Annotated in this window: 23 protein-coding genes and 1 riboswitch; of the genes, 6 read left to right on the top strand and 17 right to left on the bottom strand. The window is 39.9% G+C overall.

From position 1 onward, the window contains the following. From MKZ25_RS02790 to MKZ25_RS02735, 12 genes are all read right to left on the bottom strand, one after another. The gene (locus MKZ25_RS02790; protein ID WP_340800040.1) at positions 1-2289 is read right to left on the bottom strand and encodes a (Fe-S)-binding protein; all 2289 of its coding nucleotides are present in this window, start codon (positions 2287-2289) and stop codon (positions 1-3) included. 205 nt (positions 2290-2494) lie between these two features. Beyond that, entirely contained in the window at positions 2495-3055 is a 561-nt protein-coding gene (locus MKZ25_RS02785; protein WP_340800039.1) for a cob(I)yrinic acid a,c-diamide adenosyltransferase, read from the bottom strand. Positions 3056-3156: 101 nt separating this feature from the next. Next, positions 3157-4623 carry an adenosylcobinamide amidohydrolase gene (locus MKZ25_RS02780; RefSeq protein WP_340800038.1) on the bottom strand — a complete coding sequence of 489 codons (1467 nt, stop codon included), beginning with the start codon at positions 4621-4623 and terminating at the stop codon, positions 3157-3159. Continuing rightward, positions 4623-5621 carry a FecCD family ABC transporter permease gene (locus tag MKZ25_RS02775; protein ID WP_340800037.1) on the bottom strand — a complete coding sequence of 333 codons (999 nt, stop codon included), beginning with the start codon at positions 5619-5621 and terminating at the stop codon, positions 4623-4625. The genes MKZ25_RS02780 and MKZ25_RS02775 overlap by 1 nt, the downstream gene beginning before the upstream one ends. Next, positions 5614-6561, bottom strand: a complete 948-nt coding sequence (locus MKZ25_RS02770) for an ABC transporter substrate-binding protein (protein ID WP_340800036.1) — start codon at positions 6559-6561, stop codon at positions 5614-5616. Before MKZ25_RS02770 ends, MKZ25_RS02775 begins: the two co-directional genes overlap by 8 nt. A gap of 141 nt (positions 6562-6702) precedes the next feature. Next, positions 6703-6893: riboswitch (cobalamin riboswitch) on the bottom strand. Positions 6894-6992: 99 nt separating this feature from the next. Next, positions 6993-7748 (bottom strand): amino acid ABC transporter ATP-binding protein, encoded by a 756-nt coding sequence (locus MKZ25_RS02765; RefSeq protein ID WP_340800035.1) that lies wholly within the window; start codon positions 7746-7748, stop codon positions 6993-6995. Between the two features lie 12 nt (positions 7749-7760). After that, a complete protein-coding gene (locus MKZ25_RS02760; protein ID WP_340800034.1) occupies positions 7761-8471 on the bottom strand; it encodes an amino acid ABC transporter permease in 711 nt (236 codons plus the stop codon). A gap of 12 nt (positions 8472-8483) precedes the next feature. Then, positions 8484-9194, bottom strand: a complete 711-nt coding sequence (locus MKZ25_RS02755; protein ID WP_340800033.1) for an amino acid ABC transporter permease — start codon at positions 9192-9194, stop codon at positions 8484-8486. Positions 9195-9267: 73 nt separating this feature from the next. Beyond that, a complete protein-coding gene (locus MKZ25_RS02750) occupies positions 9268-10137 on the bottom strand; it encodes a transporter substrate-binding domain-containing protein (protein WP_340800032.1) in 870 nt (289 codons plus the stop codon). Continuing rightward, positions 10137-11312 carry an acyl-CoA dehydrogenase family protein gene (locus tag MKZ25_RS02745; RefSeq protein WP_340800031.1) on the bottom strand — a complete coding sequence of 392 codons (1176 nt, stop codon included), beginning with the start codon at positions 11310-11312 and terminating at the stop codon, positions 10137-10139. Before MKZ25_RS02745 ends, MKZ25_RS02750 begins: the two co-directional genes overlap by 1 nt. A 184-nt stretch (positions 11313-11496) precedes the next feature. After that, positions 11497-13164 carry an arginine--tRNA ligase gene (gene argS, locus MKZ25_RS02740; protein WP_340800030.1) on the bottom strand — a complete coding sequence of 556 codons (1668 nt, stop codon included), beginning with the start codon at positions 13162-13164 and terminating at the stop codon, positions 11497-11499. 2 nt (positions 13165-13166) lie between these two features. Then, on the bottom strand, positions 13167-13604 hold the full coding sequence (locus MKZ25_RS02735) for a DUF1934 domain-containing protein (RefSeq protein ID WP_340800029.1): 438 nt from the start codon (positions 13602-13604) through the stop codon (positions 13167-13169). Between the two features lie 194 nt (positions 13605-13798). Here MKZ25_RS02735 and MKZ25_RS02730 point away from each other — a divergent pair, with 194 nt between their 5' ends. The 3 genes from MKZ25_RS02730 (at position 13799) to MKZ25_RS02720 (ending at position 17285) form a co-directional block, all read left to right on the top strand. Then, entirely contained in the window at positions 13799-14878 is a 1080-nt protein-coding gene (locus tag MKZ25_RS02730; RefSeq protein WP_340800028.1) for a GGDEF domain-containing protein, read from the top strand. Between the two features lie 34 nt (positions 14879-14912). Beyond that, positions 14913-15992, top strand: coding sequence for a diguanylate cyclase (locus tag MKZ25_RS02725; protein ID WP_340800027.1), 1080 nt, complete (start codon positions 14913-14915; stop codon positions 15990-15992). Positions 15993-16229: 237 nt separating this feature from the next. Continuing rightward, positions 16230-17285: an acyltransferase family protein gene (locus MKZ25_RS02720; protein WP_340800026.1), complete on the top strand. Its 1056-nt coding sequence runs from the start codon at positions 16230-16232 to the stop codon at positions 17283-17285. 50 nt (positions 17286-17335) lie between these two features. Here MKZ25_RS02720 and MKZ25_RS02715 read toward each other — a convergent pair whose 3' ends face one another. Both MKZ25_RS02715 and speB read right to left on the bottom strand, forming a co-directional pair. Continuing rightward, entirely contained in the window at positions 17336-17968 is a 633-nt protein-coding gene (locus MKZ25_RS02715; RefSeq protein WP_340800025.1) for a GDSL-type esterase/lipase family protein, read from the bottom strand. A 562-nt stretch (positions 17969-18530) separates the two neighbouring features. Then, entirely contained in the window at positions 18531-19403 is an 873-nt protein-coding gene (gene speB / locus MKZ25_RS02710) for an agmatinase (protein WP_340717263.1), read from the bottom strand. A 327-nt stretch (positions 19404-19730) separates the two neighbouring features. Between speB and MKZ25_RS02705 the strand changes: the two genes are divergently transcribed. Then, positions 19731-21788 (top strand): transglycosylase domain-containing protein, encoded by a 2058-nt coding sequence (locus MKZ25_RS02705; RefSeq protein ID WP_340800024.1) that lies wholly within the window; start codon positions 19731-19733, stop codon positions 21786-21788. 308 nt (positions 21789-22096) lie between these two features. Here MKZ25_RS02705 and MKZ25_RS02700 read toward each other — a convergent pair whose 3' ends face one another. Further along, the gene (locus tag MKZ25_RS02700; protein ID WP_340800023.1) at positions 22097-22609 is read right to left on the bottom strand and encodes a YwhD family protein; all 513 of its coding nucleotides are present in this window, start codon (positions 22607-22609) and stop codon (positions 22097-22099) included. A 65-nt stretch (positions 22610-22674) separates the two neighbouring features. Here MKZ25_RS02700 and MKZ25_RS02695 point away from each other — a divergent pair, with 65 nt between their 5' ends. Beyond that, positions 22675-22860 carry a 2-hydroxymuconate tautomerase gene (locus MKZ25_RS02695; protein ID WP_340800022.1) on the top strand — a complete coding sequence of 62 codons (186 nt, stop codon included), beginning with the start codon at positions 22675-22677 and terminating at the stop codon, positions 22858-22860. A gap of 155 nt (positions 22861-23015) precedes the next feature. Here the strand turns inward: MKZ25_RS02695 and MKZ25_RS02690 are convergent, their stop codons facing one another. Then, positions 23016-24317, bottom strand: a complete 1302-nt coding sequence (locus MKZ25_RS02690) for an HD domain-containing protein (RefSeq protein ID WP_340802957.1) — start codon at positions 24315-24317, stop codon at positions 23016-23018. Between the two features lie 128 nt (positions 24318-24445). Next, positions 24446-24670, bottom strand: a complete 225-nt coding sequence (locus MKZ25_RS02685) for a DUF1450 domain-containing protein (RefSeq protein ID WP_008404549.1) — start codon at positions 24668-24670, stop codon at positions 24446-24448. A gap of 233 nt (positions 24671-24903) precedes the next feature. Between MKZ25_RS02685 and MKZ25_RS02680 the strand changes: the two genes are divergently transcribed. Beyond that, entirely contained in the window at positions 24904-25545 is a 642-nt protein-coding gene (locus tag MKZ25_RS02680; protein WP_340800021.1) for an RsfA family transcriptional regulator, read from the top strand. Positions 25546-25549: the final 4 nt, after the last annotated feature.

Below are 25549 nucleotides of genomic sequence, written 5' to 3'. Positions count from 1 at the left end.
TTACTTGTTTTGTTCATTATTTTCATTTGCAACTGGTACTTCATCTGTTGCAACTTGCTGTTCTTCTGGAAGTGTTGAAGATTCAGCAGCTGTTGCCTGTTTCTCCACTTCAGTTGTTTCTACAGGTGCTACAACCGTTTCTTCTGCTACTTCTTCTTGCACTTCTTGAACTTGTGCTTTTTCCGGTGTTCCGAATACCGCACGCTCTAAAATTTCCGCAATATCGTATGTGCCGACTGTATCTTCCACTTCTTTTGCTTTCGTTCCATCTGAAAGCATTGTTAAACAGTAAGGACAGCCTGAAGAAATTACAGATGCCTGTGTTGCGATTGCCTGTTCTGTACGTGCAACGTTAATACGGTTTCCGACATGCTCTTCCATCCACATTAAGCCACCGCCGGCACCACAGCACATACCGTCTTCACGATTACGTGCCATTTCAACAAGCTTCACGCCTGCAATCCCTTTTAAAATTTCGCGTGGCGGATCGAATACGTCATTATAGCGTCCTAAGTAACATGAGTCATGGAAAACAATCGTTTCATCAACACGGTGATCCATTGTTAAACGGCCTTCCTGAATCAGATCGTACAGCAATTCTGTATGGTGAAGCACTTCACCATTCCAGCCGAAATCCTGATACTCATTTTTGAAAATATTGTACGCGTGCGGGTCAATCGTCACAATTTTCGTCACACCATTTTTCTCAAATTCATCAATGTTGGCTGTTGCAAGCTCCTGGAACAGGAATTCATTACCTAATCGGCGTGGTGTATCCCCTGAGTTCTTTTCCTTGTTTCCTAAAATGGCAAACTTCACGCCAGCTTTGTTCATTAGTTTAGCAAATGCCAATGCAATTTTTTGTGAGCGGTTATCAAATGAACCCATTGAACCGACCCAGAATAAATATTCCATTTCTTCGCCTGATTTTTTCAATTCTTTTACTGTTGGAACATGAACTGTCTCGTCAAGCTCTCTCCAGTTTTCTTTTTCTTTACGGTTTAAGCCCCATGGATTCCCTTGTCGCTCAATGTTCGTCATTGCACGCTGGGCATCCGGATTCACTTTACCTTCAGTCATCGTTAAATAACGGCGTAAATCAATAATTTTATCAACATGTTCATTCATTACCGGACATTGATCTTCACAGTTACGGCATGTTGTACAAGCCCAGATTTCTTCTTCTGTAATGACATCGCCGATTAATGACGGGCTGTAAATGTCCTCAATTACTGCACCTTCAGCACCGGCTGCCATTGCCAACTGGTTACCTTGTGTATTATTGAAGAATGAAAATGGTACCCAAGGCTTTTTCTTTAGTTCAACTGCACCAGTAAATGTTAGATGATCACGCAGTTTTACGATCAGGTCCATCGGTGACAACATTTTTCCAGTCCCTGTTGCCGGACACATATTCGTACAACGTCCGCACTCTACGCAAGCATACAGATCAAGCATTTGCTTTTGCGTGAAATCGTGAATTTTTCCGACTCCAAGCGGCGGCATACTTTCCTCATCTTCCGCTTCTTCCAATGCGGCAAAATCGATTGGACGCAATGTCCCAATACGGTCTTGGCGGTTGTAATAAACGTTGAAAATCGATGTAATTAAGTGGAAGTGCTTGCCTTGCGGGATATAAACAAGGAATGCTAATAACGCCAACAAGTGCGCCCACCACATAACGAAGAACATGACAGCAGCAATCGTCGGACTCATCCATTGGAATACCCAGGCAACTGCAGACGCTACTGGTTCTGATCCTGTTAGACCGTGATCGTGCCAAATTAAGTAAAAGCCATTGCCAAATAATGTAGCAAACATTAAAATAGCTAAAAACATATAAACTAAACCATTTTTAAAACCTTGCTTTAAACGTGCAAGTTTCTCCATATAACGACGGTAAAATGCAACCGCTACCGCGATTAAGATCGTCAATACAACAAGCTCCTGTGTAAATGTAAATACTGGATACAGCCCCCCCAGCGGAAGATGTGATCCCGGTGCGAGCCCTTTCCAGATTAAATCGATAGCCCCAAATTGAACCATTAAAAATCCGTAGAAAAACAGAACGTGTACAAGTCCCATCTTCTTATCTTTTAATAGTTTTGACTGGCCGAATACTTTCTCGACAATATCCGACATACGTTCAGAAATTTTGTGATTGAACTCTTCTTTGCGACCAAGCTGAATGTACTCATAACGTGTTTTCAGCAAATATGCGAATAACCCCAGCGCATAAAGTAACACGGCGAAAAATGCAATCCAGTTAATGATTAAAAATGTATTCATCCTTTTCCCCCCTGGAATACGAAGTTTTTACCCCTTTGTTTATCCATTTCACCTTGATAAACTATATTTCCATATTAAACTATAAACCCATTGTAGTTATGAATGAGCATTCAGTCAACAGATTTCGTCACTAATTCTGAAAATTAAATCAAAATATAAAAAATGCTAGTTAGACAATTTTATCGTCTTAACTAGCATTTTTCGTTTATTTAAATACATCTCCACTTCGGATATATTCGACATCCTGGATTGATAATCGGTAGTTTACGACACGTGCTGCAGCAAATAAATAATCCGATAATCGGTTTAAATACTTCTGTACAACTGGTGAAACATCTTCAATTTCTTTCATTAAAGATACAGTTTCCCGTTCCGCGCGGCGGGCAACAGTGCGGGCGATATGCAGTGTAGATGCTGCCGGCGCTCCCCCCGGTAAGATGAAACGTTTCAATGGCGGTGCTTCTTCAGAAAGAGCATCGATACGGTTTTCCAAAACAGCAATCGGTTCTTCTGTAAGTTTGTAATGACGTTCTTTCATGACATTCGCCAAGTCCCCGCCCCCATCAAACAATTCATGTTGAATGGCAGTCAAATCTTCAATCAAATCCTTAAATTTTTCCTGGTCCAATTCGCTGACAGCTTTACCGATAAATGAATTCAGCTCATCAATTGTCCCATACGCTTCAACGCGCAGATGGTCTTTATCGACACGTCCTCCAATAATGCTCGTTTTCCCTGTATCGCCTGACTTTGTATATAATTTCATTAGTCATCACCCTTTCGATTTAATATCATTTCTATGCCTTTTAAAAATTTCCTTTAAGTAGAATGACGCTTTTTTAAGCGGACATTTTTTTCCAGCATACTTTACTTATTATAATGCTGTTTATATTTTTTAATTGCTTCTATCGTAACTTCGAAAACAGCCCGGCCGATCAGTTTACCGATTTCGGTGATAGGTCCGGCATACGGCATTTCATCCCCTAGTTGCGTAGCGGCGATCAATAGACTGTCCGTTGCGGTACTTGTTGCGATCGTATTTGTCATTGAATCTTTTATTTGCTGATCTGCCAAAGCTTTCGTTTTTGCTTCTGTTGCTGTAATCATTGCCTGAATAAATGCTTCATTTGTCAGCTTACCATGAATGATTACCCATGTATTAATCGTACCGACATGTGGCTCATCTTCCCGCAAATACGTTTTCGTAACGTCGACACTGTTTCCTACCCCTGCTGTTACCATGACAAGGATTTCTACATTATTTTTCGAGAAATGACGAATGACTGCACAGCTTGTATCCACAGCTGTCAGCATTACGACTGTATTCGTTGGAGAAAATTGACGCTCTTTTAAAAATTGCTCCGTTTCTTCTTTCACATTATAAATATCGTATTCAGGAGCAATGGAACGATTGAGCAATGTGTCATACCAGCCTATGCCCGCATTATGCACAGCCGAAGAAATCACTTTCAGCGGTGCCTGTGCCCGATATTCAATATAGTCTTCTGTTATTTGAAACTGATCCATCTGGATTGTTGCAGCTTTTCGTTCCATTTCATTCGTCGGCAGCATCGTAATTTGCGGTTTTGGCAGCTCCGGGTGAGGATATGTCGCAATCCTAGCCTGATACACATCAGCAATCTGTTCTTCTAATACGACTTCATGCGGCTCCCCGAATGCTCTCACTTCACCATTTTCCAACAGAAGGAGTTCATCACAATAAAGTGATGCCAAGTTGATATCATGGAAAATCGACACAACCGTCAGCCCATGCACCTCAACTTGCATCCGTATCATATCCAGAATCTGCTTTTGATGGGCGATATCCAAATGGTTTGTCGGTTCATCCAATAGAAGCAATTCCGAATTTTGTGCAAGTGCCTGGGCGATAAAAACCCGCTGCTGCTCGCCACCCGATAAAAACTCCAAGTACTGATGTTTATATTGAGAAACCCCTGTACTTTCCATCGCCCGCTGAACCGTCGCTTCATCTTCTTCGGTCCAGGACGAAAAAAAGCCGCTTTGATGGGGGTAACGTCCTAACGAAACTGCATCATATACACTATTCGTAAACGCACTTGCATTTAATTGAGGCAGAACCGCCATCTTTTTTGCCAATTGCTTATTGTCATAGCTTTTAAGCGGTTTCTCTTCGATGAAAATTTCACCTGTTTCTGGCTTCAGCACACCACTGATCATTTTCAGCAATGTCGATTTGCCGCTGCCGTTCGGACCAAGAATCCCGAGAATTCTTCCTTTTTCCACGTGAAACGTCACATTTTTTATAATCTTTTTCCCGCCGTAACCACCTGATAAATTATTTACTATTAACATTATGCAACAACCTTTCTACGTTGCTTGAAGAAAATATAGGCAAAGACAGGCGCGCCAATAAAGGAAGTAATAACACCGATCGGCAGTTCAATAGGCGCGATAATTGTACGCGATACTAAGTCACAAATGACGAGCAGGCTTGCACCGTTCAAAAACGACAATGTCAATAAATGTCGATGGTCTGCTCCGATCAGCAGGCGTATCATATGCGGCACTACTAATCCGACAAATCCAATTGTCCCGGATGCTGCAACAGCCGCTCCTGTTAAAACGGAACCGCCCGCCAAAATCATATATTTGCTGCGCTTAACATTTACCCCTAAATACTGGGCACGCTCTTCCCCATAAATCATCGCATTCAGCTCACGGCGAGTCAGCCAAATAAGTGCTGTACCGAACATCATAAACGGCAGTACCATCTGAACATATGGCCAGCCTCGCATCGACACACTTCCTAAAAGCCAGCCGATAATTTCTCTTAGCTGTTCACCTGTAAGTGCGACCATTAAGGAAATGCAGGACCCTAAAAACGAGCTGAAAATAATCCCCGTCAAAATCAGTGTTTCCATTTTCATCGAACGGTCAACTAGTCGGGCAAATGTCAGGACAATAATCATCGTACATGCGGCACCGGCCATACTGAATACGGGCAATGTGAAGACACCGAGTACCGGTATTGAAATCCCTAAAAAGATGGTCATAACCGCACCGACCGAGGCACCAGATGAAATACCTAATGTATACGGATCCGCCAAAGGGTTTTTAAGTAACCCTTGAAATGCAGCTCCGGCTATTGCTAAAGATGCCCCGATTAGTGCCGCTAAAATGACACGTGGCATTCGGATTTTCCACAAAATACTGTATGCAACCGGATCAGTCGTTTTATCCCATAATGTTGAAAACGGGATATTAACAGACCCGAATGAAATGCCGATCCATACGCTGCTTAAAAGCAATCCAATCGATAGTACATAGGAGATTGAATATTTTTTATTCATTAAATACCTCTGGGTAAATCGCCGCACCTATTGATTCAATACCTTCAACAATACGCGGACCTTGTCGGCTCGTCGTATCGCCATCGACTAATTTCACATTGCCATTTTTCACTGCATCCATTTCGGCATAGGCATCGTTTTTCTCGATTGCCGCCATGTCGTTTTCATACGTTACTAAAATGACATCCGGATTGCTGTTTACAAATTGCTCAGAGCTGTACATCGGCCACCCTAGTTCCGGAACAGCATTTTCTGCATTTAGAACGTCCAGCATTTCACTGATGAATGTTTCTTCACCTGCAGCATAAAGGTCCGGATCTGTTCCAACAACAATAAACACGGACTTTTCTTCCAGGTCGGCTACTTTCACTTCAATTTCTTCAATTCCCTCTTTGATCGAGGCAATCATTTTTTCGGCTTCTTGTTCTTTATTTGTCAGTTGCCCGATTTGTTTGATCGTTTCGTATGTTTCTTCAAATGTTTTCGCATCCTTTACAACGAATACGGGAATGCCTACTGATTCAAGCTGCGCAATTGCCTGTTCATTGAAGCTGTACATTCCGGATTCATGCGCTACGACTAAATCAGGTTGCAGACCGATTATTTGTTCTAAATTGAACTCCATGCCGCCAACTGATTCTTTAGATAATGCTTCTTCAGGATATGTATCATTGTCGTTCACAGCGATAATTTCATCGTTTAACCCTAGTCCGAATAAAATTTCCGTATTGGATGGAGCCAATGTAATAATGCGTTCCGGTGCTTTTTCAAGCGTAATTTCTTTGTCCAATGCATCTTTTATAGTTACCGGAAATTGTGCTGCGTCAGATACTTCTTTATTGTCTTTTGCAGATTGTTCATCTGTTGCTTTTTCCGAATTACATGCCGCTAGAGTTAATGTAAGTAATGCTGCGGAAGAGAGCAGTTGCCATTTTTTCAAAATAAAAACCTCCTGAAATCTCGTTGTATAATTTTCTACAAAAATAAAAAGCTCCCCTACTATAAATGAAGGAAGCTTTACGTATGCAAATAAAATTCATCAAAAAGAATTTATCCGCCACATCCTATCCTCGTAGGTTTAATTTAGGGCATTATAAAGGCAGGTCTCCTGGCTTATGCATAAACGTTGAAGAGCGCCTTCCCGAATTTTTTTCAGTGGCATATTGCTCTCAACTAGCAGTTACAGTGGCGGGACCGCATCGGATTTGAACCGATTTCCCTTTTACTCCTTACTCTATCAATAGAGTAAGAACCTTTATCGTCCATATTAAATTAATGTCTTTATTATAGCGGAAGATTAACGGAATGTGTGCAAATTTATTAAAGTGTCAGATAATTCGACGTAAGCTATGAATTTATTGCTCGTTACCCTTATATATGGTACGTATAGTCATCTGGAAGTACACGACGCAGGAATTGCTTTGTTCGGTCTTCTTTTGGCTGCACGAAAATTTCATGTGGTGAGCCTTCTTCAATAACATTTCCGCCGTCCATGAAAATGACACGGTTGGCCACATCACGCGCGAATGACATTTCATGTGTAACGACTAACATTGTCGTCCCTTCTTTTGCGATGTCTTTCATCACGCCTAATACTTCCCCTACGAGTTCAGGATCGAGTGCTGAAGTTGGCTCATCAAATAAAATAATATCCGGATTTAAGGCTACAGCACGTGCAATCCCAACACGCTGTTGTTGGCCACCAGACAATTGGCTTGGATAAGAATCATATTTCTCTGTTAAGCCCACCTTATCAAGGGCCTTTTTGGAAATTGTATATGCTTCATCTTTTTTCATACCACGACCGATGATAAGTCCTTCAGCTACATTTTCAAGCGCGGTTTTATTATTAAATAGATTATAGTTTTGAAAGACAAATGCTGTTTTTTTACGAATCTCTAAAATATCCTTTTTCGATGCTTTGTTTAGATCGACTGAAATATTGTCGAAGCTTGCTGTCCCTTCATCTGCACGTTCTAAAAAGTTAATGCAGCGCAGCAATGTCGTTTTTCCTGAACCACTTGGACCTAAAATGACTACGACATCACCTTTATCAATCGTCAAGTCGACGCCTTTTAATATTTTGAGTTCCCCAAATGTTTTATGCACATTTTTAATTTCAAGCATTGCGATTCCTCCTTAAACTGTCACCGCTTTATAGCGACTTAAACGCTTTTCAGACCATTTAAATAAATACTCAACCGTCATACAGATAATTAAATAGACAATGAAAATATCAATATATGCCTCTAAATAGTTGTATCCAAAATTCGCCTCTACTTTAGCCTTGAGCGTGATTTCCTGTAACGATATTGCATAACCGAGCGAAGTAGCTTTAATCAAGTTGATCGTCGCTGTACATAGGTTCGGCATCGCAGAAACTAAAGCTTGTGGAATAATAATACGTCGGTATGCCTGTGCTGACGTGAGTCCAACCGATTGTGCTGCTTCCAGCTGACCTTTCGGAACTGTTTGTATGGCGGATCGAAACACTTCAATTAAAATTGCTGCCGTATTGAATGAGAAAATAATAAATGCATACCATAACGGATTCACATTATAGATTGGATAGTCGATATTGTATTTCTCAAACAGGCCACTTAACAGTAAGGGTATTGTTGCATACAGAACAAAAATTTGAATAATAATGGGTGTGCCTCGGACAAAAGAAATGTAAATTTTCGCAAAAAAGTTGACGACCGGTATTTCATAAACACGTGCAAGTGCTAGTAAAAAACCTAATGGTACTGCTACAAAAAGTGAAACAACCGTAACGAGAAGCGCTACTGGAACACCACTTAATGCAACAAAAAATGTATCAAATAAAAATTGCCAGTTGATTAATCCCATTGTAAGCCCCTCCTACGTTGTTTTAATAGATTGTTTTCCTTTGCTGAAAGCTTTTTCTAGCAAGGCAAAGGTTTTCTCAATTGAAATCGATAAAACCCAGTAAATGACCGCTAATGCGATGTAAATCTCAAGAGTATGTGTTCCATAATTGTTCGCAATAATTAAGTTTGCCTTCCCTACGATATCGATAAAGCCTATCGTGTAAGCAAGGGCACCTTCTTGTAAAACCGAAATCAAGCCATTTCCGAAGTTTGGAATCGCAACCACAAACGCTTGCGGGAAAATAATACGACGATAAGCCTGAAACGGTGTTAGCCCCACACTGACGGCCGCTTCAAATTGTCCGCGGTCGATCGCCAAATACGCAGATCGAATAACTTCGGACATCATTGCCGCAAATTGCAGACTAAACGTAATAACGACAAAAACGCCTGTCGGTACATTTTGCAAGTAAATACCGAATACCCCTTCTGCAAAGGCGGGAATGCCGTAATACACTAGAAATAGTAAAACAATTGATGGTGTACAACGGATCACGGTCGTATAGCCATTTGCTAAAAGCCTAAGTATTTTATTGGAGCTCAATTTTGCCGCAGCTAGTAATAGACCAAAAATAGACCCGCCAATAACAGAAAATGCTGCAATATAAAGTGTAATCCACAAATATGGTAATAAACTTGGCAACGCAGACCAAATGTACGACACATCAAAATATTTTTCCACATTTCTCCGACCTTTCTTTTAAAATATTGATAAGAAAAGCTACTTAAGCAACAACTTAAGCAGCTTCAAGGGATTATCGATTTACTGATTCTAGTACTTCAAATAAGTCTTTGCCATAAAACTCTTTGCTTAGCTCACGTAAAGCATCTGTCTCTTTGATTTCTGCAATTGCCTTATCGTACGCATCTGCAAAGTCCTGCTGTTTTTTATTGAATAACGGCCATGTTTTAATAACCGCAAATTCGTTATATACAACTTCATCTTTTAAATGGTAATATGGTCCGCCTTCAGTTAATACTTGCCCAGTGAATGCTCCTTCAATTTGAACGCCACCATCTACACGACCTTCGTTTACCCATTGCACAACATCCACCGTGAACTCTTCACCCGCTTGTAATTTTACCGGGTTGTCTGGGTTTGCTTCATTGTATTCCGCAATAACTGTATACTGGGCATTGTTTGCTGCGATAGGTGCTAACGTATAGCCGGCTGAAGCAAAATCACTTAAATTTTTAATGTTCTCGTTTTCTTTTTTAAGTACTAATCCTGCACTACTTAATCCTAAAAACTCTTGCGGGAAAATGTATTTCTGTGTACGTTCTTCGGTCCAGAATGCATTTTTTACACCTGCATGATATTTCCCTTGCTCGACACCGATCAATAAATCGTCATTCGTCGTACCAACGAATTCGAACTCATACTCAGGTAATGCTTCGTCGACAAGCTTCATTACTTCCACGTCATACCCTGTCGCATTGCCGCTTTCATCTAAAAACGTCATCGGTTTTCCTGCTTGGTCGTACGCTACTTTTACAACAGTTACGCCATCTTTATTCGAAGTTGTAGTAGCTGAGCTTGAATCCGGTTCATTTCCGCAAGCTGCTAAAATTGTTACAGCCGCAACGCCTAAAGATGCCAGCTTAATAAATTTTTGGATTTTCATTAGTTTACCTCTTTCGTTTTTAAATTATTTTCAATTGCCGTTTCGGCCAAGCGTTTAATCGTAATATCATCCATTGGCGGATTGTGCAGGCCAGCTCGCACATCACGGTAATATCGCTGTAACGGATTCGAGCGTTGCAAACTTTTAGCCCCTACCAGTCGCATCGCCTTATCAACAACTTCAATGGCGGTATTTGTCACGACATGTTTTGCGATATTCACTTCATTGATGATGGCAGCCTTTTTCGCCGGATTATTATAAAGTTGAGCCACTCCGTAAATCGTAAAACGAGCTTTTGTCAGAGCTAAATCCATCTCTCCAATCAACGTCTGGACATTCGGCAATTGAGCAATTGTCCCTTGAATACTGTTCGGAGAGTGGCTATTGGCAAAGTCAACTGCATAATCGCGTGCTGCCTGTGCGATTCCTAAATAAGTAGCAGGAATTAATAACAGCCAGCCATTTAACTTAAAACCTGTAGAATAACCAGGGATTTCAACTAAATCAGAAACATCTACACGTACATTTTCCAGAACTAAATCATCGCTTCCTGTACCTCGCATTGATGCAACATCCCATGTGTTTTCAACCGATACACCAGCAGCCGTTTTAGGTATTAAAAAGAATCCTAAATGATTGTCTTCCTCTACCCAAGCTGAAACTAAAAAATAGTCTAAATCCGGTGCACCGCTCGTGTAATTTTTGCGTCCGTTTATAATGTATGAATCACCATCACGTTTTGCTGTTGTTCCTGGTCGCCCGCCTCGTACGGGACTACCCATCGCAAACTCACTTACTGCACGATTGACCGTAGCACCTTTTGCAATTTGTTTCCCGAACCAAACCAGCTTTTGTTCATCCCAGTATCGGTTTTCAAATATTTCACCAACGTTTTGCACCGTCCAAGATGCGGCTAAACCAGTACTGCCGCAATAGCTCGATAATGTTTCGTGTAATAACACTGCATCGTATACTGTAAAACCATCACCACCATATTTTTTTGGCAACGTCATTTTCGTGTAACCTATATCTCGCAGCTTTTTGAAATTTTCAAACGGGAAGACAGCTTCTTCATCTGTCTGCTGTGCATGTTTTTTCACACTATCTGCTATTGTTTCGAGCTTTTTCAACCATTGTCGTTGCTCGTCTGTTTGAATAAATAAATCTTTGCTCATGAAAAGCACCACCTCATATGTGTCCTAATGCATAGTTACTCTATTGGAATTAATCATACTTTCTGAATTTTAAGAAGTCAATAGGCATTACCAAGTTTTTTTATAGGGATTATAGGTTGTAACGAAACACTAAAAAAGACACCCCATTTTTATTTAGAAAATAGGATGCCTTTTAAATTACGAATTACATTTTTTCCGGTGCGCTTACGCCGATTAGTTTCAGTGCATTCGCCAATGTAGTTTTTACTGCTGTAATTAATGCTAAACGTGCTTCTGTCAGCTCTTTGTTATCTTGGTTCAATACTTTTTCTGCATTGTAGAAACTATGGAATGCAGCTGCCAAGTCCTGAATATAGTTTGCGATTCGGTGTGGTGTGCGGTGTTTCGCTGCATCTGCCACGATTTGCGGGAATGCGCCGACTTTTTTAAGCACATCTTCTTCTTTTTCTGCTGTTAGCAAGTTCAGGTTTTCCAATGATGCCTCGAAACCTTGCTCGTTTGCTGCACGTAAAATTGATGAGATACGAGCATGTGCATACTGTGCGTAATATACCGGATTTTCGTTCGACTGCGATACCGCTAAGTCCAAATCGAAGTCCATATGTGAATCCCCTGCTGTTTTAACGAAGAAATAACGTACAGCATCCAAGCCTACTTCTTCCACTAATTCACGCATCGTTACAGCATTCCCTGTACGTTTACTCATCTTGAATTTCTCGCCGTTTTTGTACAGCTGAACCATTTGGATAATATCTACTTCCAATGTACCGCGGTCATAGCCAAGTGCTTCGATCGCCGCTTTCATACGTGGAATATAGCCGTGGTGGTCAGCGCCCCAAATATTGATCAGCTTATTAAATCCGCGGTGCAATTTATCTTCATGGTAAGCAATATCCGGTGTTAAATATGTGTAAGAACCATCGTTTTTAATTAATACACGGTCTTTGTCATCACCGAATGTTGTTGAACGGAACCAAGTCGCGCCTTCTTCATCAAATACATGGCCATTTGCTTTTAGTTTGTCTAACGCTACATCGATTTTTCCGTTTTCATATAAAGATGTTTCTGAATACCAAACATCAAATTCAACACGGAAGTTTTTAAGGTCGGTTTGCAGTTTCGCCAATTCCAGTTTCAAGCCGTGCTCACGGAAAAATTTAAAGCGTTCTTCATCAGACTTGTCCAGAATTGTTGCACCGAATTCTTCAGCAAGCTTACCGGCAATTCCGATAATATCAGGACCGTGGTAACCGTCTTCCGGCATTTCCGCATCCATTCCTAATGCTTGCTTATAACGTGCTTCCAAAGAATACGCCAGGTTATTAATTTGGTTACCTGCATCATTTATATAATATTCACGTGATACGTCAAAACCGGCAAAATCCAATACATTACATAATGAATCCCCTACAGAAGCACCGCGCGCATGGCCTAAATGCAAGTCGCCAGTCGGGTTAGCCGATACGAACTCGACCTGTACTTTTTCTCCTGCGCCTGCAGTTGAACGGCCATAGTTTTCGCCTTGTTCAAATGCTGCTGTCACAACACTTGCCAGGAAGTCTTTACGAACTGTAATATTCATGAAACCCGGTCCGGCAATTTCGACCTTCTCGATGTCTGTGCCTTCAGTCGTTAAATGTTCTAAAATCGCTTCTGCAATTGCACGTGGCGGCTTTTTAGCAAGCTTAGTTAATTGCATTGCAATATTTGTTGCAAAGTCACCGTTTGCTTTATCCTTTGGTGTTTCTAAATGAATGTTGATTTCTGTGCCCGTTTCTACCAGGCCTGCTTGATCGATTGCCGCTTTTAATGCCGCTTTAATCGATTGCTGTAATTGTTCTACTGCGTTCATAGTTATACCTCCGTAAATTGAATGTCTAATTTGTAATGGCCAACTGAATTGCCACCTATGATAAGGTCATAATGCGTTTTAAATTGCCCTGACACTTTTTCGTTTTGTACTACTTCAATGGCTAACTGATGTGTATCGGTAACAAGAGGTAATGAACCAAATGGACTTTCATAATGACCATTCTCGCGTAAGTCCGGATTTAAAGGCAAACGCATGTTCACACCGCCTTTTCGCATAATAAACGAATTCGTTTCATTTAGTTTGATCGTCGTCTGAATCTGCAGATCCTCCTGAACTTCCTCATAGCGCAGATAATGGCTGTTGCCTTTTTCTACACAACTGCCTTCAAGCCACATTTCATATTGTTCAAGCTCGCCCTCGGTTGGAATGATGGAGGAAACTAGTTTGATTTTGACTGTTTTCCCGCTCTCGTTCGCCATAGCAGTCAGCTCCTATACATATATTTCTATAACCTTTTTATTATAGGATAAGTATCTATCTTTAAGCAACAATGAACTTAACTTTGCGCTTACTCCTTCAATCAACTTGATTTGAACGGTTTTTATTTAATTCCACTATTTTTATAGTAATTTTCGTTCAAAACTGTAATGATTAAAGTATAAAGGAGCTTATTATGTTAATTGAAATATTATCTTACTTCTGTATATTATTTACGTTTACACTTTTAATTTACTGGCCATTTATCAACCATTTTAAACAAACGCCATTCATCAACCGGACGCTTCCCTATGTAGTAGGAGTGAAATTTGGTGTAACGGGTCTTGTTCTGACTTTCTCGGCTGTCCACCTTACGAATGATTTCATGATGAACATTCAGTATATTCCGGTGTTATACAGTGGGCTATTAGGCGGGCCATTTGCTATTCTGATCAGTGGTCTGATTATAGGAACCGGACTGTTTTTCCTGCCATATTTGGCATTGGTACCGATGATCCTGAATATTAATTTTATCGTTCTTGTTGTGACGTTATTCTTTGTCACAAGGAAATATAAAATGACGACTAAAAATATTTTTTTATTTTTTTGGGTTTGCTTTATAGAAACATTTATCGCATTATTTCTCGGGCTTTGCTTCCATACTAAAAGCTTTGAATACTTACTGCTCTATGGCATTTTTACGATTTTTTCATTTTATTTCATATACATTGTCATTCGCCAAATTAAACTTGCCAATGATACGGTAAAACAGACGACTCATCTGAAAAAGATCGATTTTTTAACACAATTACCGAACAATAAAGAAAATGAAAAACAAATTCAAAACCTGCTTAAAAAGAAATCCCCATTCAATTTATTGCTCGTGGATATTCGAGATTTTAAATTGCTCAATTTGCAGTATGGTTTTTCCACAGGTGATCTTGTTATTAAAGAACTTGCCCAACAACTGATGGAATATGCCAAAAAAAATGGCGCTTATGTCGGCCGATTGGGCGGTGAGGAGTTTCTTCTGATTTTAAGGGATGTGCCTCCTGCTATTGCAGTTGTAGAGGCCAATAATCTAATTAATATGATTGCCCAACAGCCGTTCGAAATATCCGCAGATTTATCTTTTCATATTTCCGTATCGGTAGGAATTAGTTCCTATCCTGATAATGGACAAACATCTTTGGAGCTACTTGAAAATTTAGTGGTAGCAAAACAGCAGGCAAAAACAAAACTATCTTCTTATTTCCATATAAATAATTTAAAATAACGGGTAACGATATATTACCAAGGTGGGTGATGCCATGTTTTTTGAGCTGACAATCAACTTTTCAATTCTGTTTTGCTTTACAATTTTAATTTTCTGGCCCTTCATTCAATATGAAGATAACCCTTTCATCCATAAATATAAGTCCATCATCGTCGGTGTGACTTTCGGTTGTGCCGCATTTATATTGACTGCATTGGCCACTCCTTATGCTCACGGGATGCTGATAAATAATCGGATTATTTTTGTGCTTTTCAGTGGTTTGCTTGGGGGACCTGTTTCAATGTTTATTACAGGTTTTATGATTGTAATTAGTCGGTATGTTTTATTGTACACATCAATATTGTCTTTCATTATCATGCTGAATACTTTAGTAGTGACCGTCATTGCATGCTATTTCGCATTAAAACGCCCCATTACGTTTCAAAATTTACCAATCTATTTTTTCATCATAACAATCGAACACATTATTATCCTGCTTATTTATGACCGATTTGAAATAAATACTCTGTTCTATTTAATACTTTACTTTGTTGTTTCAACCTTCACTTTTTACGCGGTCAGAAAAATATTAATGCAGCTTGAACATAAAAATAAACAAATCAAACAAATCTATGCGCTAAAGAAAACGGATTTGCTTACACAGCTGCCGAATAATATAGCGATTGAACAGAAGTTATTGTCTTATGTGAATGCAAAAATACCTTTTGAACTGCTTCATATCGATATTCGCCATTTTCGCGAATTGAATTATATGTATCACTATAAAGCCGGCGATGAAATACTTGTACAAATCTCACAACTAATAAAAGACCAGCTTCCGGAAAAAGCGCTTATCGGACGAATTGATAGTGATGAGTTTTATGTTGTGCTGCCACAGATGGCACCTGCAGAAGCGATAACTTTAGCCTATTCAATTAATAAATCTGTGCAGCAGCTTACTTTTGAAAATTATCCGTCCAGCGAGCTTACTCTTGCAATTGGCATCTGCTCATTTCCGCAAAATGGACAGACTGTCAAAGAGCTTTACCGCTTTTCAAATGAAGCCTTGTTAAAAGCAAAGCAACAGGCAACTATTCAGATCTGCCATTATAACCAAATTAAACAGCGATATTAAAAAGGTGTGTTAAAAGTCGAAGAAACTTTAACACACCTTTTTTCTTATTTACCCCTTCCTATGATTTCCACTTTATAGAATGAATTGAATTTCTGCTATGATTTTTGACACCACAAGAATCCTTTATATCCGTGATTTTCCGTTTATTTAACAATTACATATCTTTACTGTTACATTCCGCTATTCACACTAATAAAGGGTATATAATAACAGCATATTTTTTTAGAGGTGTTATTGATGAACAAAAAACGGATAACGTGGGTGGATATTACGAAGGGCTTCTTAATGATCCTTGTCGTCATCGGGCATTATCCAGGAGAGCTTGAATTTCCACTCGCGAAATATATTTACTGGTTTCATATGCCTGCATTTTTCATATTAAGCGGTTTGTTCTTTAAGCCGATTTTAGATAAAAAGGAGATAAAGCTTACGGTTTACAAGCGTTTCATGCAATTAATCTTTCCTTACCTATTTTTCCTTGCGAGTATTACATTCGTCCGTTATGGAATGGAGATGTTTTCAGGCAATTTGGATTTAAAATGGTATCTTAATGACTTATGGACACTTGCCGTAGGGGGACGTTTTATTCGCGGAGCATATGGTGTTTTCTGGTTTGTGACAACCTTATTCTTCACATACTTATTATTCATATGGTTGACGACCTACTTCAATCGGATGAAACAATTTATCATTCTCGGACTCTTTTATGTTATCGCACATTTTGAGAGTATCATCGCTATGAACTTCTTTAGCGGCAAGCCATCTGAAGCAGCACAATCGATTCCAATGGTTTGGAACATCGATGTGGCACTGATGGCAATCGTCTATTTTGCAGTCGGGTATTATTTTAAAGAATTATGGATGAATATTTCAAAACGGTGGATGGGTACGGCCATATTCCTGAGTGCAACGGCGATAATGCTCGAAAACTTCAATATCATCGATTATCGACTAAGCATGAAGTTCTTACGGTATGACCATATTATATTGGATTTGGTCATTCCCATATCATTTACAATCGTATTAGTAGGATCCTTCCAGTTGCTCGCAGAAAAACTGTCGCTCAACTGGCTGCTGAAAATAGAAAATCACTCGCTTACTATCATGTATCTGCATATATTTGCGGATATTATATTAAATGATTATTTCACATATGGGCTTATCGGTTACACATTGATCGGGATATTCATTCCTATCATTGTTTCAATTTCAATAAAAACATGGCTGCCGTACGGGACAATTCTACTTGGCGGTTTTTCAATCAAGAAAGAAAAGACCCCTATACCTACGTAAAAAAAGCTGAACCTCATCTCCCGAGGTCCAGCTTTTTTAAATAATTTATTTTATTTTGAATGAAGCCTATCGACCCAAACCTTATATCCTTTGCCATTTAAATGAAGCCCATCAACTGTGAATTGCTTGTCGAGTTGCCCGTTTTTATCGATAAAGCTTGTGTACAGATCAATATACTCAATTCCCTTATCATTCGCAATCTGTTGCAAAATAACATTGAATCGCTTCACTTGATCATTTGTTACTTCATTTCCGAATAACCCGTTATTCACAGGTAGGATTGATTGAATAGCGAGTTTTGTATCTTTCCCTCTAAACGAATCCACTATTTTTTCGACATTACGTTTATAAACTTCGCCTTCTGTTTTGTAACGGAGATCATTTACACCGATCATTAAATACGCCTCTTTCGGATTTCGGTCCACTACTTCCTGTATACGGTTTAATACTCCTCCAGTCCAATCATTCCGGATTCCACGATTCAGCACAACTTCACCGGGAAAGTATTCCTGGAATTCTCCGTAATCGGAAATACTGTCCCCGATGAACACTTTATCTACATTACTGATTGACGAATTTCCAAAGACGCTTTTTTTCGTAAAGTAATAGGCGGAATCCTTTTTGGGCGAAGGTGTTGACTGCATTTTTGTTTTAATAAAATCCAATCCACCGATATTCTTCACCACATAACTTCCTGTTCCCAACAACAGTATATTTAGTAACAATGAAATAATTAATATAATATAACCCTTTTCCAACATAAACACTCCATTTTCTAACTTTCTGAGATGCTATTTCCCCTGAGTATTGAACAAAATAAGGCGTTCGCCGTGCACTGTTTGAACGCCTCATTGCCCATACTTCCCACAGACCATTTTTCAAGCAGTTGACTCCTGAATTATGATAATGCACTATGTATTATTCTGGGACTTACCGAAGTGGTATTTACTTTCTTATAAGCGGGTGTCCCCCACATACTCGAATCAACCGATTTCAATTATCATGGCAGCAGCATATCATTCTTTACCCTGTTAGATTGCAACTGTAACATGGTGTATGCTTAAGTATTTGGCCAATTGTTCGTCTTCCTTTTAAGCAAACTTGACTGTGGTACTTAACAAAGCTGCATACATCAGCTCCCTCCGAAATTCAAGAAAAAAGGTACCCGATTAAGCTCGAGTACCTTCAAATTAATATTAGCAGTTAACACCGCAATATCCTGCTATATCTATATTTTATTGTCTGCTATTTCACCCAGCCTAAAATCATTTCACGGATCAGTTTTGCAGCAGTATTTACTGTAATTTCTGAGTGGTCATAAATTGGTGCAACTTCTACTAGGTCAAATCCGACAACATTTACTTCAGAGCGTGCGATTTCATGAATTGATGCTAATAGTTCCTTCGGTGTAATACCACCCGCATCAACAGTGCCTGTCCCAGGTGCATGTGCAGGGTCCAATACGTCAATGTCGATTGTTACATAAACATTTCGCCCTTTTAAAGTAGGCAGCACTTGCTTTAAAGGCTCGAATACTTCAAATAATGAAATGTGCATGCCGTTTTCTTTTGCCCATTGCAGCTCTTCTTTTAAGCCTGATCGAATTCCGAATGAATACACATTTTCCGGTCCGATTGTATCGGCAATTTTACGGATCGGTGTTGCGTGTGAGTATTGCTCCCCTTCGTAATCCGTACGTAGATCGGTATGTGCATCAAAATGGATGATTGCTAAATCTTCGTACTTTTCATAGACAGCTTCCATAACCGGCAGTGATACTAAATGCTCCCCGCCCATCCCTACTGGAATTTTATCATCTGCCAGTACTTGACGGACAAATGTTTTGATTTCTGCCAACGATTTTTCAGGATTACCGAATGGCAGTGGAATATCCCCAGCATCAAAAAACGGCACATCTGCAAGCTCACGGTCCAAATAAAAACTGTATTCCTCCAGACCAACCGATACTTCACGGATTCGGGCAGGACCAAAACGTTGGCCCGGACGGTAACTTACTGTCCAGTCCATTGGCATGCCGTATAAAACAGCTTTACTTTCTTCATAATTTTGGTGGCTTTTAATAAACATATTTCCTGCGTAAGTTTCATCAAATCTCATTTACAGTCACCTATACCTTTCTCTATTTTAAATTCCGTATTATAAATCGATTTCTTAATTTAGAATGCATAGCGATAGAAGTAATTGCTCATACTAAATCTAACATATGAAACTTTTGTTTCGCTATTTTCGTATAATTAAGTGCAACTGACATAATTCGACATTATGGATTGCTTTAGTAATAGCTGCATATACGACTAAATCCGTAAGATGCGCTACGAAAAAGTATAGTTGTTTTCATTAAAAGTGCAATAGAATTTTCATTACTTTTTGTAATTGGCTAAATTTATTTTGCTCTATATTAAATAAGAAATGAGGTGGAAAAACTTGAAAAGACAGCAATATAAAAAACGAAAAAAGCGGAAAAGTTTCGCAAAAAAAATCGGACTCTTTATGATTGCCCTTTTATGTTTTTTCGCTGTTATGTTCCTCTCCTTACGTATATATGCACAAGTTGCCGGAGCACCGCCGCTTACCGTTCCGAAAGCTTCAATCTTTTTAGATAGCGACCATAATCAGATTGGTGATTATTTTACGAAGGAGCGCCGCTACTGGACAGACCTTGATGAAATTTCGCCTTATTTAATTGATGCCACTGTTGCGGTAGAAGATAAAGATTTCTTCGAGCATAGCGGTTTTGACTTTTCCCGGATTGCAGGCGCCGTTTTGGCGGATATAAAAGCCGGGAGTAAAGTGCAAGGTGCCAGTACACTGACACAGCAATATGCACGAAACCTTTATTTAACCCATGAAAAAACATGGAACCGAAAATTAAACGAAGCACTCTTTGCTTATCGGTTGGAGTTATTTTACTCAAAAGAAGAAATTTTAGAAGGCTATTTAAATACGGTATATTATGGACATGGGATGTACGGTGCTGAAGCTGCAAGCCGTTACTTCTACGGCAAATCTGCAAAGGATCTGACATTGGCCGAAGCTTCAATGCTTGCGGGTGTGCCAAAAGGACCGACGTATTATTCACCGCTTAATAACTTGGAAAAAGCGACAAATCGTCAGCAAGTAATTTTGCGGTTGATGAATGATCAAGGGAAAATTACAGACGATGAAAAAACTCGTGCCACATCTGAGCATGTAGCACTAAAAAGCGATGAGTGGATAGCGACAAAATCAATTGCTCCCTACTTTTTAGATGTTGTATGGGAAGAAGCAAGCGATATTTTAGAAGAGAAAAATTTGAGTATCAGTGAAGGCGGCTGGACGATTCAAACAACGCTCAACCAGGCACATCAACGCGCTGCGGAAAATGCAATTAAAACAAATATGCCAAACAGCGAGTTGCAGGTTGGATTTGTGAGCATGGAAGCAGATACCGGATTTGTAACAGCTCTTGTCGGCGGCCGGGATTACAGTGTAAGTTCATTTAACCGCGTTGCGTTAGGTAACCGTCAGCCGGGATCTGCCATTAAGCCGATTTTGTATGCAGCTGCACTCGAAAAGGACTTCACTCCGATGTCTTTCATGGATGTGAGTGAAACGACCTTCACGTATGATAGCGGACGAGCAACTTATACACCGCAAAACGTCAATAAGAAGTATGCTGACCATGAGCTTTCCATGGCACAGGCATTGGCAATTTCCGACAATATTTATGCGGTGAAAGCACTGGAAAACATCGGCTACCGATCATTCCGCGATGTTCAAAAACGTTTCGGGCTCAACTATTCCGAAAAAGACGTACCATCCATTGCACTTGGTACTGCCGAAAATTCGCTGTATGATTTAACAAATGCCTATAATATCATTGCTGCGGGCGGAGAAAAACGCCAACCGACTACTGTATTGTCGATTACCGATGCAAAAGGAAAAGTCGTTTACAAATATAAAAAACCCGAAAAAGAACAAGTAATTTCCAAACAGGATGCATTTATTTTAACTCAAATGATGACAGGTATGTTCGACCCTGTATTCAGTGATTATTCTCCGGCAACCGGTTTATCATTACGTTCACGTATGAACCACACATATGCAGCCAAATCAGGAACGACAAACAGTGATCAATGGATGATTGGCTTTACACCAAGCTTAACGGCAGGTGTATGGAATGGCTATGACCAAGGAAAAACATTATCTGTCCAGGCAGATATGGCCGCATCCAAGCAAGTATGGATTGATTTTATGGAAACAGCGCTAGATGGAAGAGCAAATGAAACATTTACAATGCCAAGTGGGGTAGAGCCTGTAACGGTCGATATTCGTACAGGTAAACTGGCGCACGAGTCATGCTCTAGCCAGCGCGTTGTTTACATGAAGACTGAAGATGTTCCGACAGAATCATGTGCATCATTTGATCTGTTCAATCAGGATTCATGGGGTAATTTCTTTGAATCATTGCCTTTTGAAGCATTGCGCAACTTTTGGGAATAAATATAATTAAAAAAGCTCTTTCGTATCCGGTTCTAGTCCGTGACACGAAAGAGCTTTTCTATTGTGGTTAATGAAAGGTTGAGAATCATGGGGCATTCGGCTTGGGAAGGTTCAAATGCCGCATACTGCTCAACCTGTTTCATTTCCCACATGTCCTAGCCTACTATTTCGCAAGCTTTAAATTCAGTTTACTTTCTTTTAGAACCAGTTTCAACCACGGATTTTTGTAGTTTTTGAAATGTCACATATTGTTCACTGAATTGTGTAATATTTCTTATAAAATATAGATTCCATTAAAGAATACAGTATTATGCTAAATCCTGTCTTAATTTTTCTTCACTGTTATTCCACATTTCTTCATTGTGGCTCTTCAGGAAGTCGGACAGAATTTTCTTTGAAGGATCGTCCATATGGTCGACAATAATGTGGCGCTTCATCGATTTATCCATTTTGTTCACATGGTCTGCCAAAATTTTGTAGCCACGGCGTTTTTCGCGGTTTACGACCATTTCACAAGCCGTTACACCGGCAAAATATGCACCGGATTCTTTATGGTCAATTGTTACCCATACAAGCCAGTAATCTTTTCCGCCTGCCGAGTCCTCACGGTTCACCGTAAATTTAATGCCGCGCTCTACTTCGCTTTTCGCATGCATTGCTCCAATGTCAACAATTGCTGTTCCTTCTGCGACATCGACAATGACGGGCGAAACGTTTTCCAAAGAAAGTGAACCAATCCCGAATCCTTTATGCCCATCGGTTGGATCATTTTTTATTATCGTAAAACCCATTTTCGGTTTCGATTTTTCTTCATTTGCCATTGTAAATCCCTCCAAATACGCTAATATAAATACTATACACTATATTTTAACTAGGAGGCGACTTTATGCCAATCGTTACAATTAAAATGATTGAGGGCCGTACAGATGAACAAAAACGCGCGCTCGTTGAAGAAGTTACACAAGCTGTTTCAAAAACAGTTGACGCACCAGTAGAAAATGTATCGATCATTATTGAAGAAATGTCTAAAAACCACTTTGCAAAAGCCGGCGTACGCTACAGCGACCAGTAATGGTTGAATAGCGCTGAATTTCAGTTAATTAATAAATATGAAACACCCCAATCTTCTCCAGAGAAAATTGAGGTGTTTTTTATTTGCCAGGTATTTATCTCTGTAACTTAGCGGAATTTTCCCGTCTATTCGCCAAGTCGGGCCTCCTGCATCCATTAAACTTCTTCAATGAGCTGCTTAATTTCGTTACGCAATGCGGCCGGGATCCGTTCGTCTGTAAAAAGCTCTTCCGGATAATACACTTTATGATCGACCTTGATGCGGCCGGCGATCGCTTCAACGATCTGGCTTTCCTCCGATAGTTCACGCTGTTTCCCATTCTGCATAAGCAGATAAATCGGCTTTTTCGTCCCTTCAATACCCGGGCGGTAAAAATCATACGGTAAATCCGATGTGGAATCGTGCACTAAATAATAATCCGGATCAATGCCTGCCTGTATAAATAGCCGTTGCAGCTGTGCATATACTTCCGGTTGCTTGTACGGATTCAGGTTCGTATACTGAAACAGTTTCCGGTTGACGAATCTTCTGCATAAATCCCGTAATATCTCATCGTCTTCTTCCATCCAAAACTGGAAATAGGCCATCATAATATTTTCATCGAGGGCAATATAGTCTTCCAAAGTAACACTTCCTCTGAAAAAAGATACAAAGGGCGTCGGCTCATATTTAAATGGATAATTGTTTGTGCACAGCACTTTCACCCGTTTTAAAATATGGTTCAGCACAACTTCCGCACTTCTCGATACAGGGTGGAAATATATTTGCAGATACATTTGGTAGCGGCTCATGATATAGTGCTCGACCGCATGCATTCCGCTTTCTTTTATTACAACTCCATTATCGCGCGGACGCATAACCCGCATGATGCGCTCCATATCAAAATGGCCGTAGCTGACACCTGTATAATACGCATCGCGCTGCAGGTAATCCATACGGTCAGCATCGATCTGACTGGAAATCAGGCTGACAACCAATTCATTTGGATACGTTTTTTCAATTACTTGCGCCACTTTTTCAGGAAAATCATCTGCCACTCGACGGAGCACGGCATTTACCTCTGTATCCCCCAGCAGAATTTGACGCGTAAAATATTCATGATCTGTTTCAAATACATTTTCAAATGCATGGGAGAACGGACCGTGCCCCAAATCATGCAGTAATGCAGCACATAATACGAGTAAACGCTCGGATTCATCCCATTCTTTTCTTCCTTTAAATACATCATCCACAATACGACGGACAATTTCATAAACTCCTAATGAATGATTGAACCGGCTATGTTCAGCTCCGTGGAACACTAAATACGTCGTACCAAGCTGTTTGATACGGCGCAGTCTTTGAAATTCTCTTGTTTTGACCAAATCCCAGATGACCTGATCCCGAACGTGAATATAGCGATGGACAGGGTCTTTAAAAACTTTTTCCTCTTGCAGTTTTGTTTTTGCATATGTCATCACATAGCCCACCTCCTTATCTCTTACCATCATTATAAGTGAGTTGTCATTGAAATAGAAATGAATCCGCCAAATACGCAAAAAGGACGTGTTCCGAATATATTTCAGAACGCGTCCTTTTTACGCTGTTACTTTTTCAGTTTGTCGAGTACCTTTACCATTAACTCCTCTTCAGTTAATGCGGCGACTGGACGGTTATTTACAAATGTAAATGTTTTTTTGCGGCCCGGGCCACAGTATGAATGACAGCCAATTTCAATCGTTGCTTCTGGATCAATTTCCTTTAATTTTGGAATTAACGTCTTTAAATTAACGGCCTGACATTCATCGCAAACATGGAATAAGTTTGCCATAGTGCCAACACCTCTCTTTAAGCTATTTTCGCTGTTTTAACCTATTTGTTATTGTATCTTATTTTACTTATTTCATTCAAGCATTATCCTAGCAATTCCGCTCAAAGTTCTGCTAGGAACATATTTCTCGTCATTCTAGCAACAATTTACGATATATTGAATAAATGTTTTCCCCATTGGACATGATAGATTTACAACAACAAAACTATTATAAATTCAGGGGGAGTTTTAAAATGACAAAAACAAGACAAGATGCATGGGTGAAAGAGAATGATGAGCTGTTAGCAGAGGCTGTTTTACGCCATGTCAAAGAAGGAAGTACACAATTAAATGCATTTGAGGAAGCCGGTGATCTACTGAACCGAACAGCTGCAGCCTGCGGTTTTCGCTGGAATGCTGTAGTCCGACGTATTTATGAAGAAGATCTGGCACAAGCGAAAAAGGAACGCAAAGAACGTATGCGCATGATGAATACGGCTACAAAACGCAGAACAACACCAGTATACTTACTGCCGTCAAATGAAAATCAGCCAACATCGATTCCATTATCGGCATTATCACTCGATATCGTCATTGCATACTTAGTACAACTGCAGCATACGAATTCAAATGAGCAGGATTTATTGAAATGGCGTAAATTGACATCACTTTTAACGGAACAGAAAAACCAGCTTGAGCAGCAGCTCGCAGCACTGCAAAAAGAGAATAAAGCGATTAAAGAAGATTACGAGCAGTTTGTTTCTATTATGAACCGCGCAAGACGACTTGTAGCACTAGAAACAGATACCGAGGCTACGCCAACATTCAAAATGGAGCGTAACGGAAACTTGATATCCCAATCATCGATAAATGATTCAGGCGAAGCGCTATATTAGCACC

This window comes from Solibacillus sp. FSL W7-1464, assembly GCF_038004425.1.
Taxonomy (GTDB): Bacteria; Bacillota; Bacilli; order Bacillales_A; family Planococcaceae; genus Solibacillus.
Note: the sequence above shows the minus strand (reverse complement) of the source record. Positions and strands in the feature narration are given on the sequence as shown.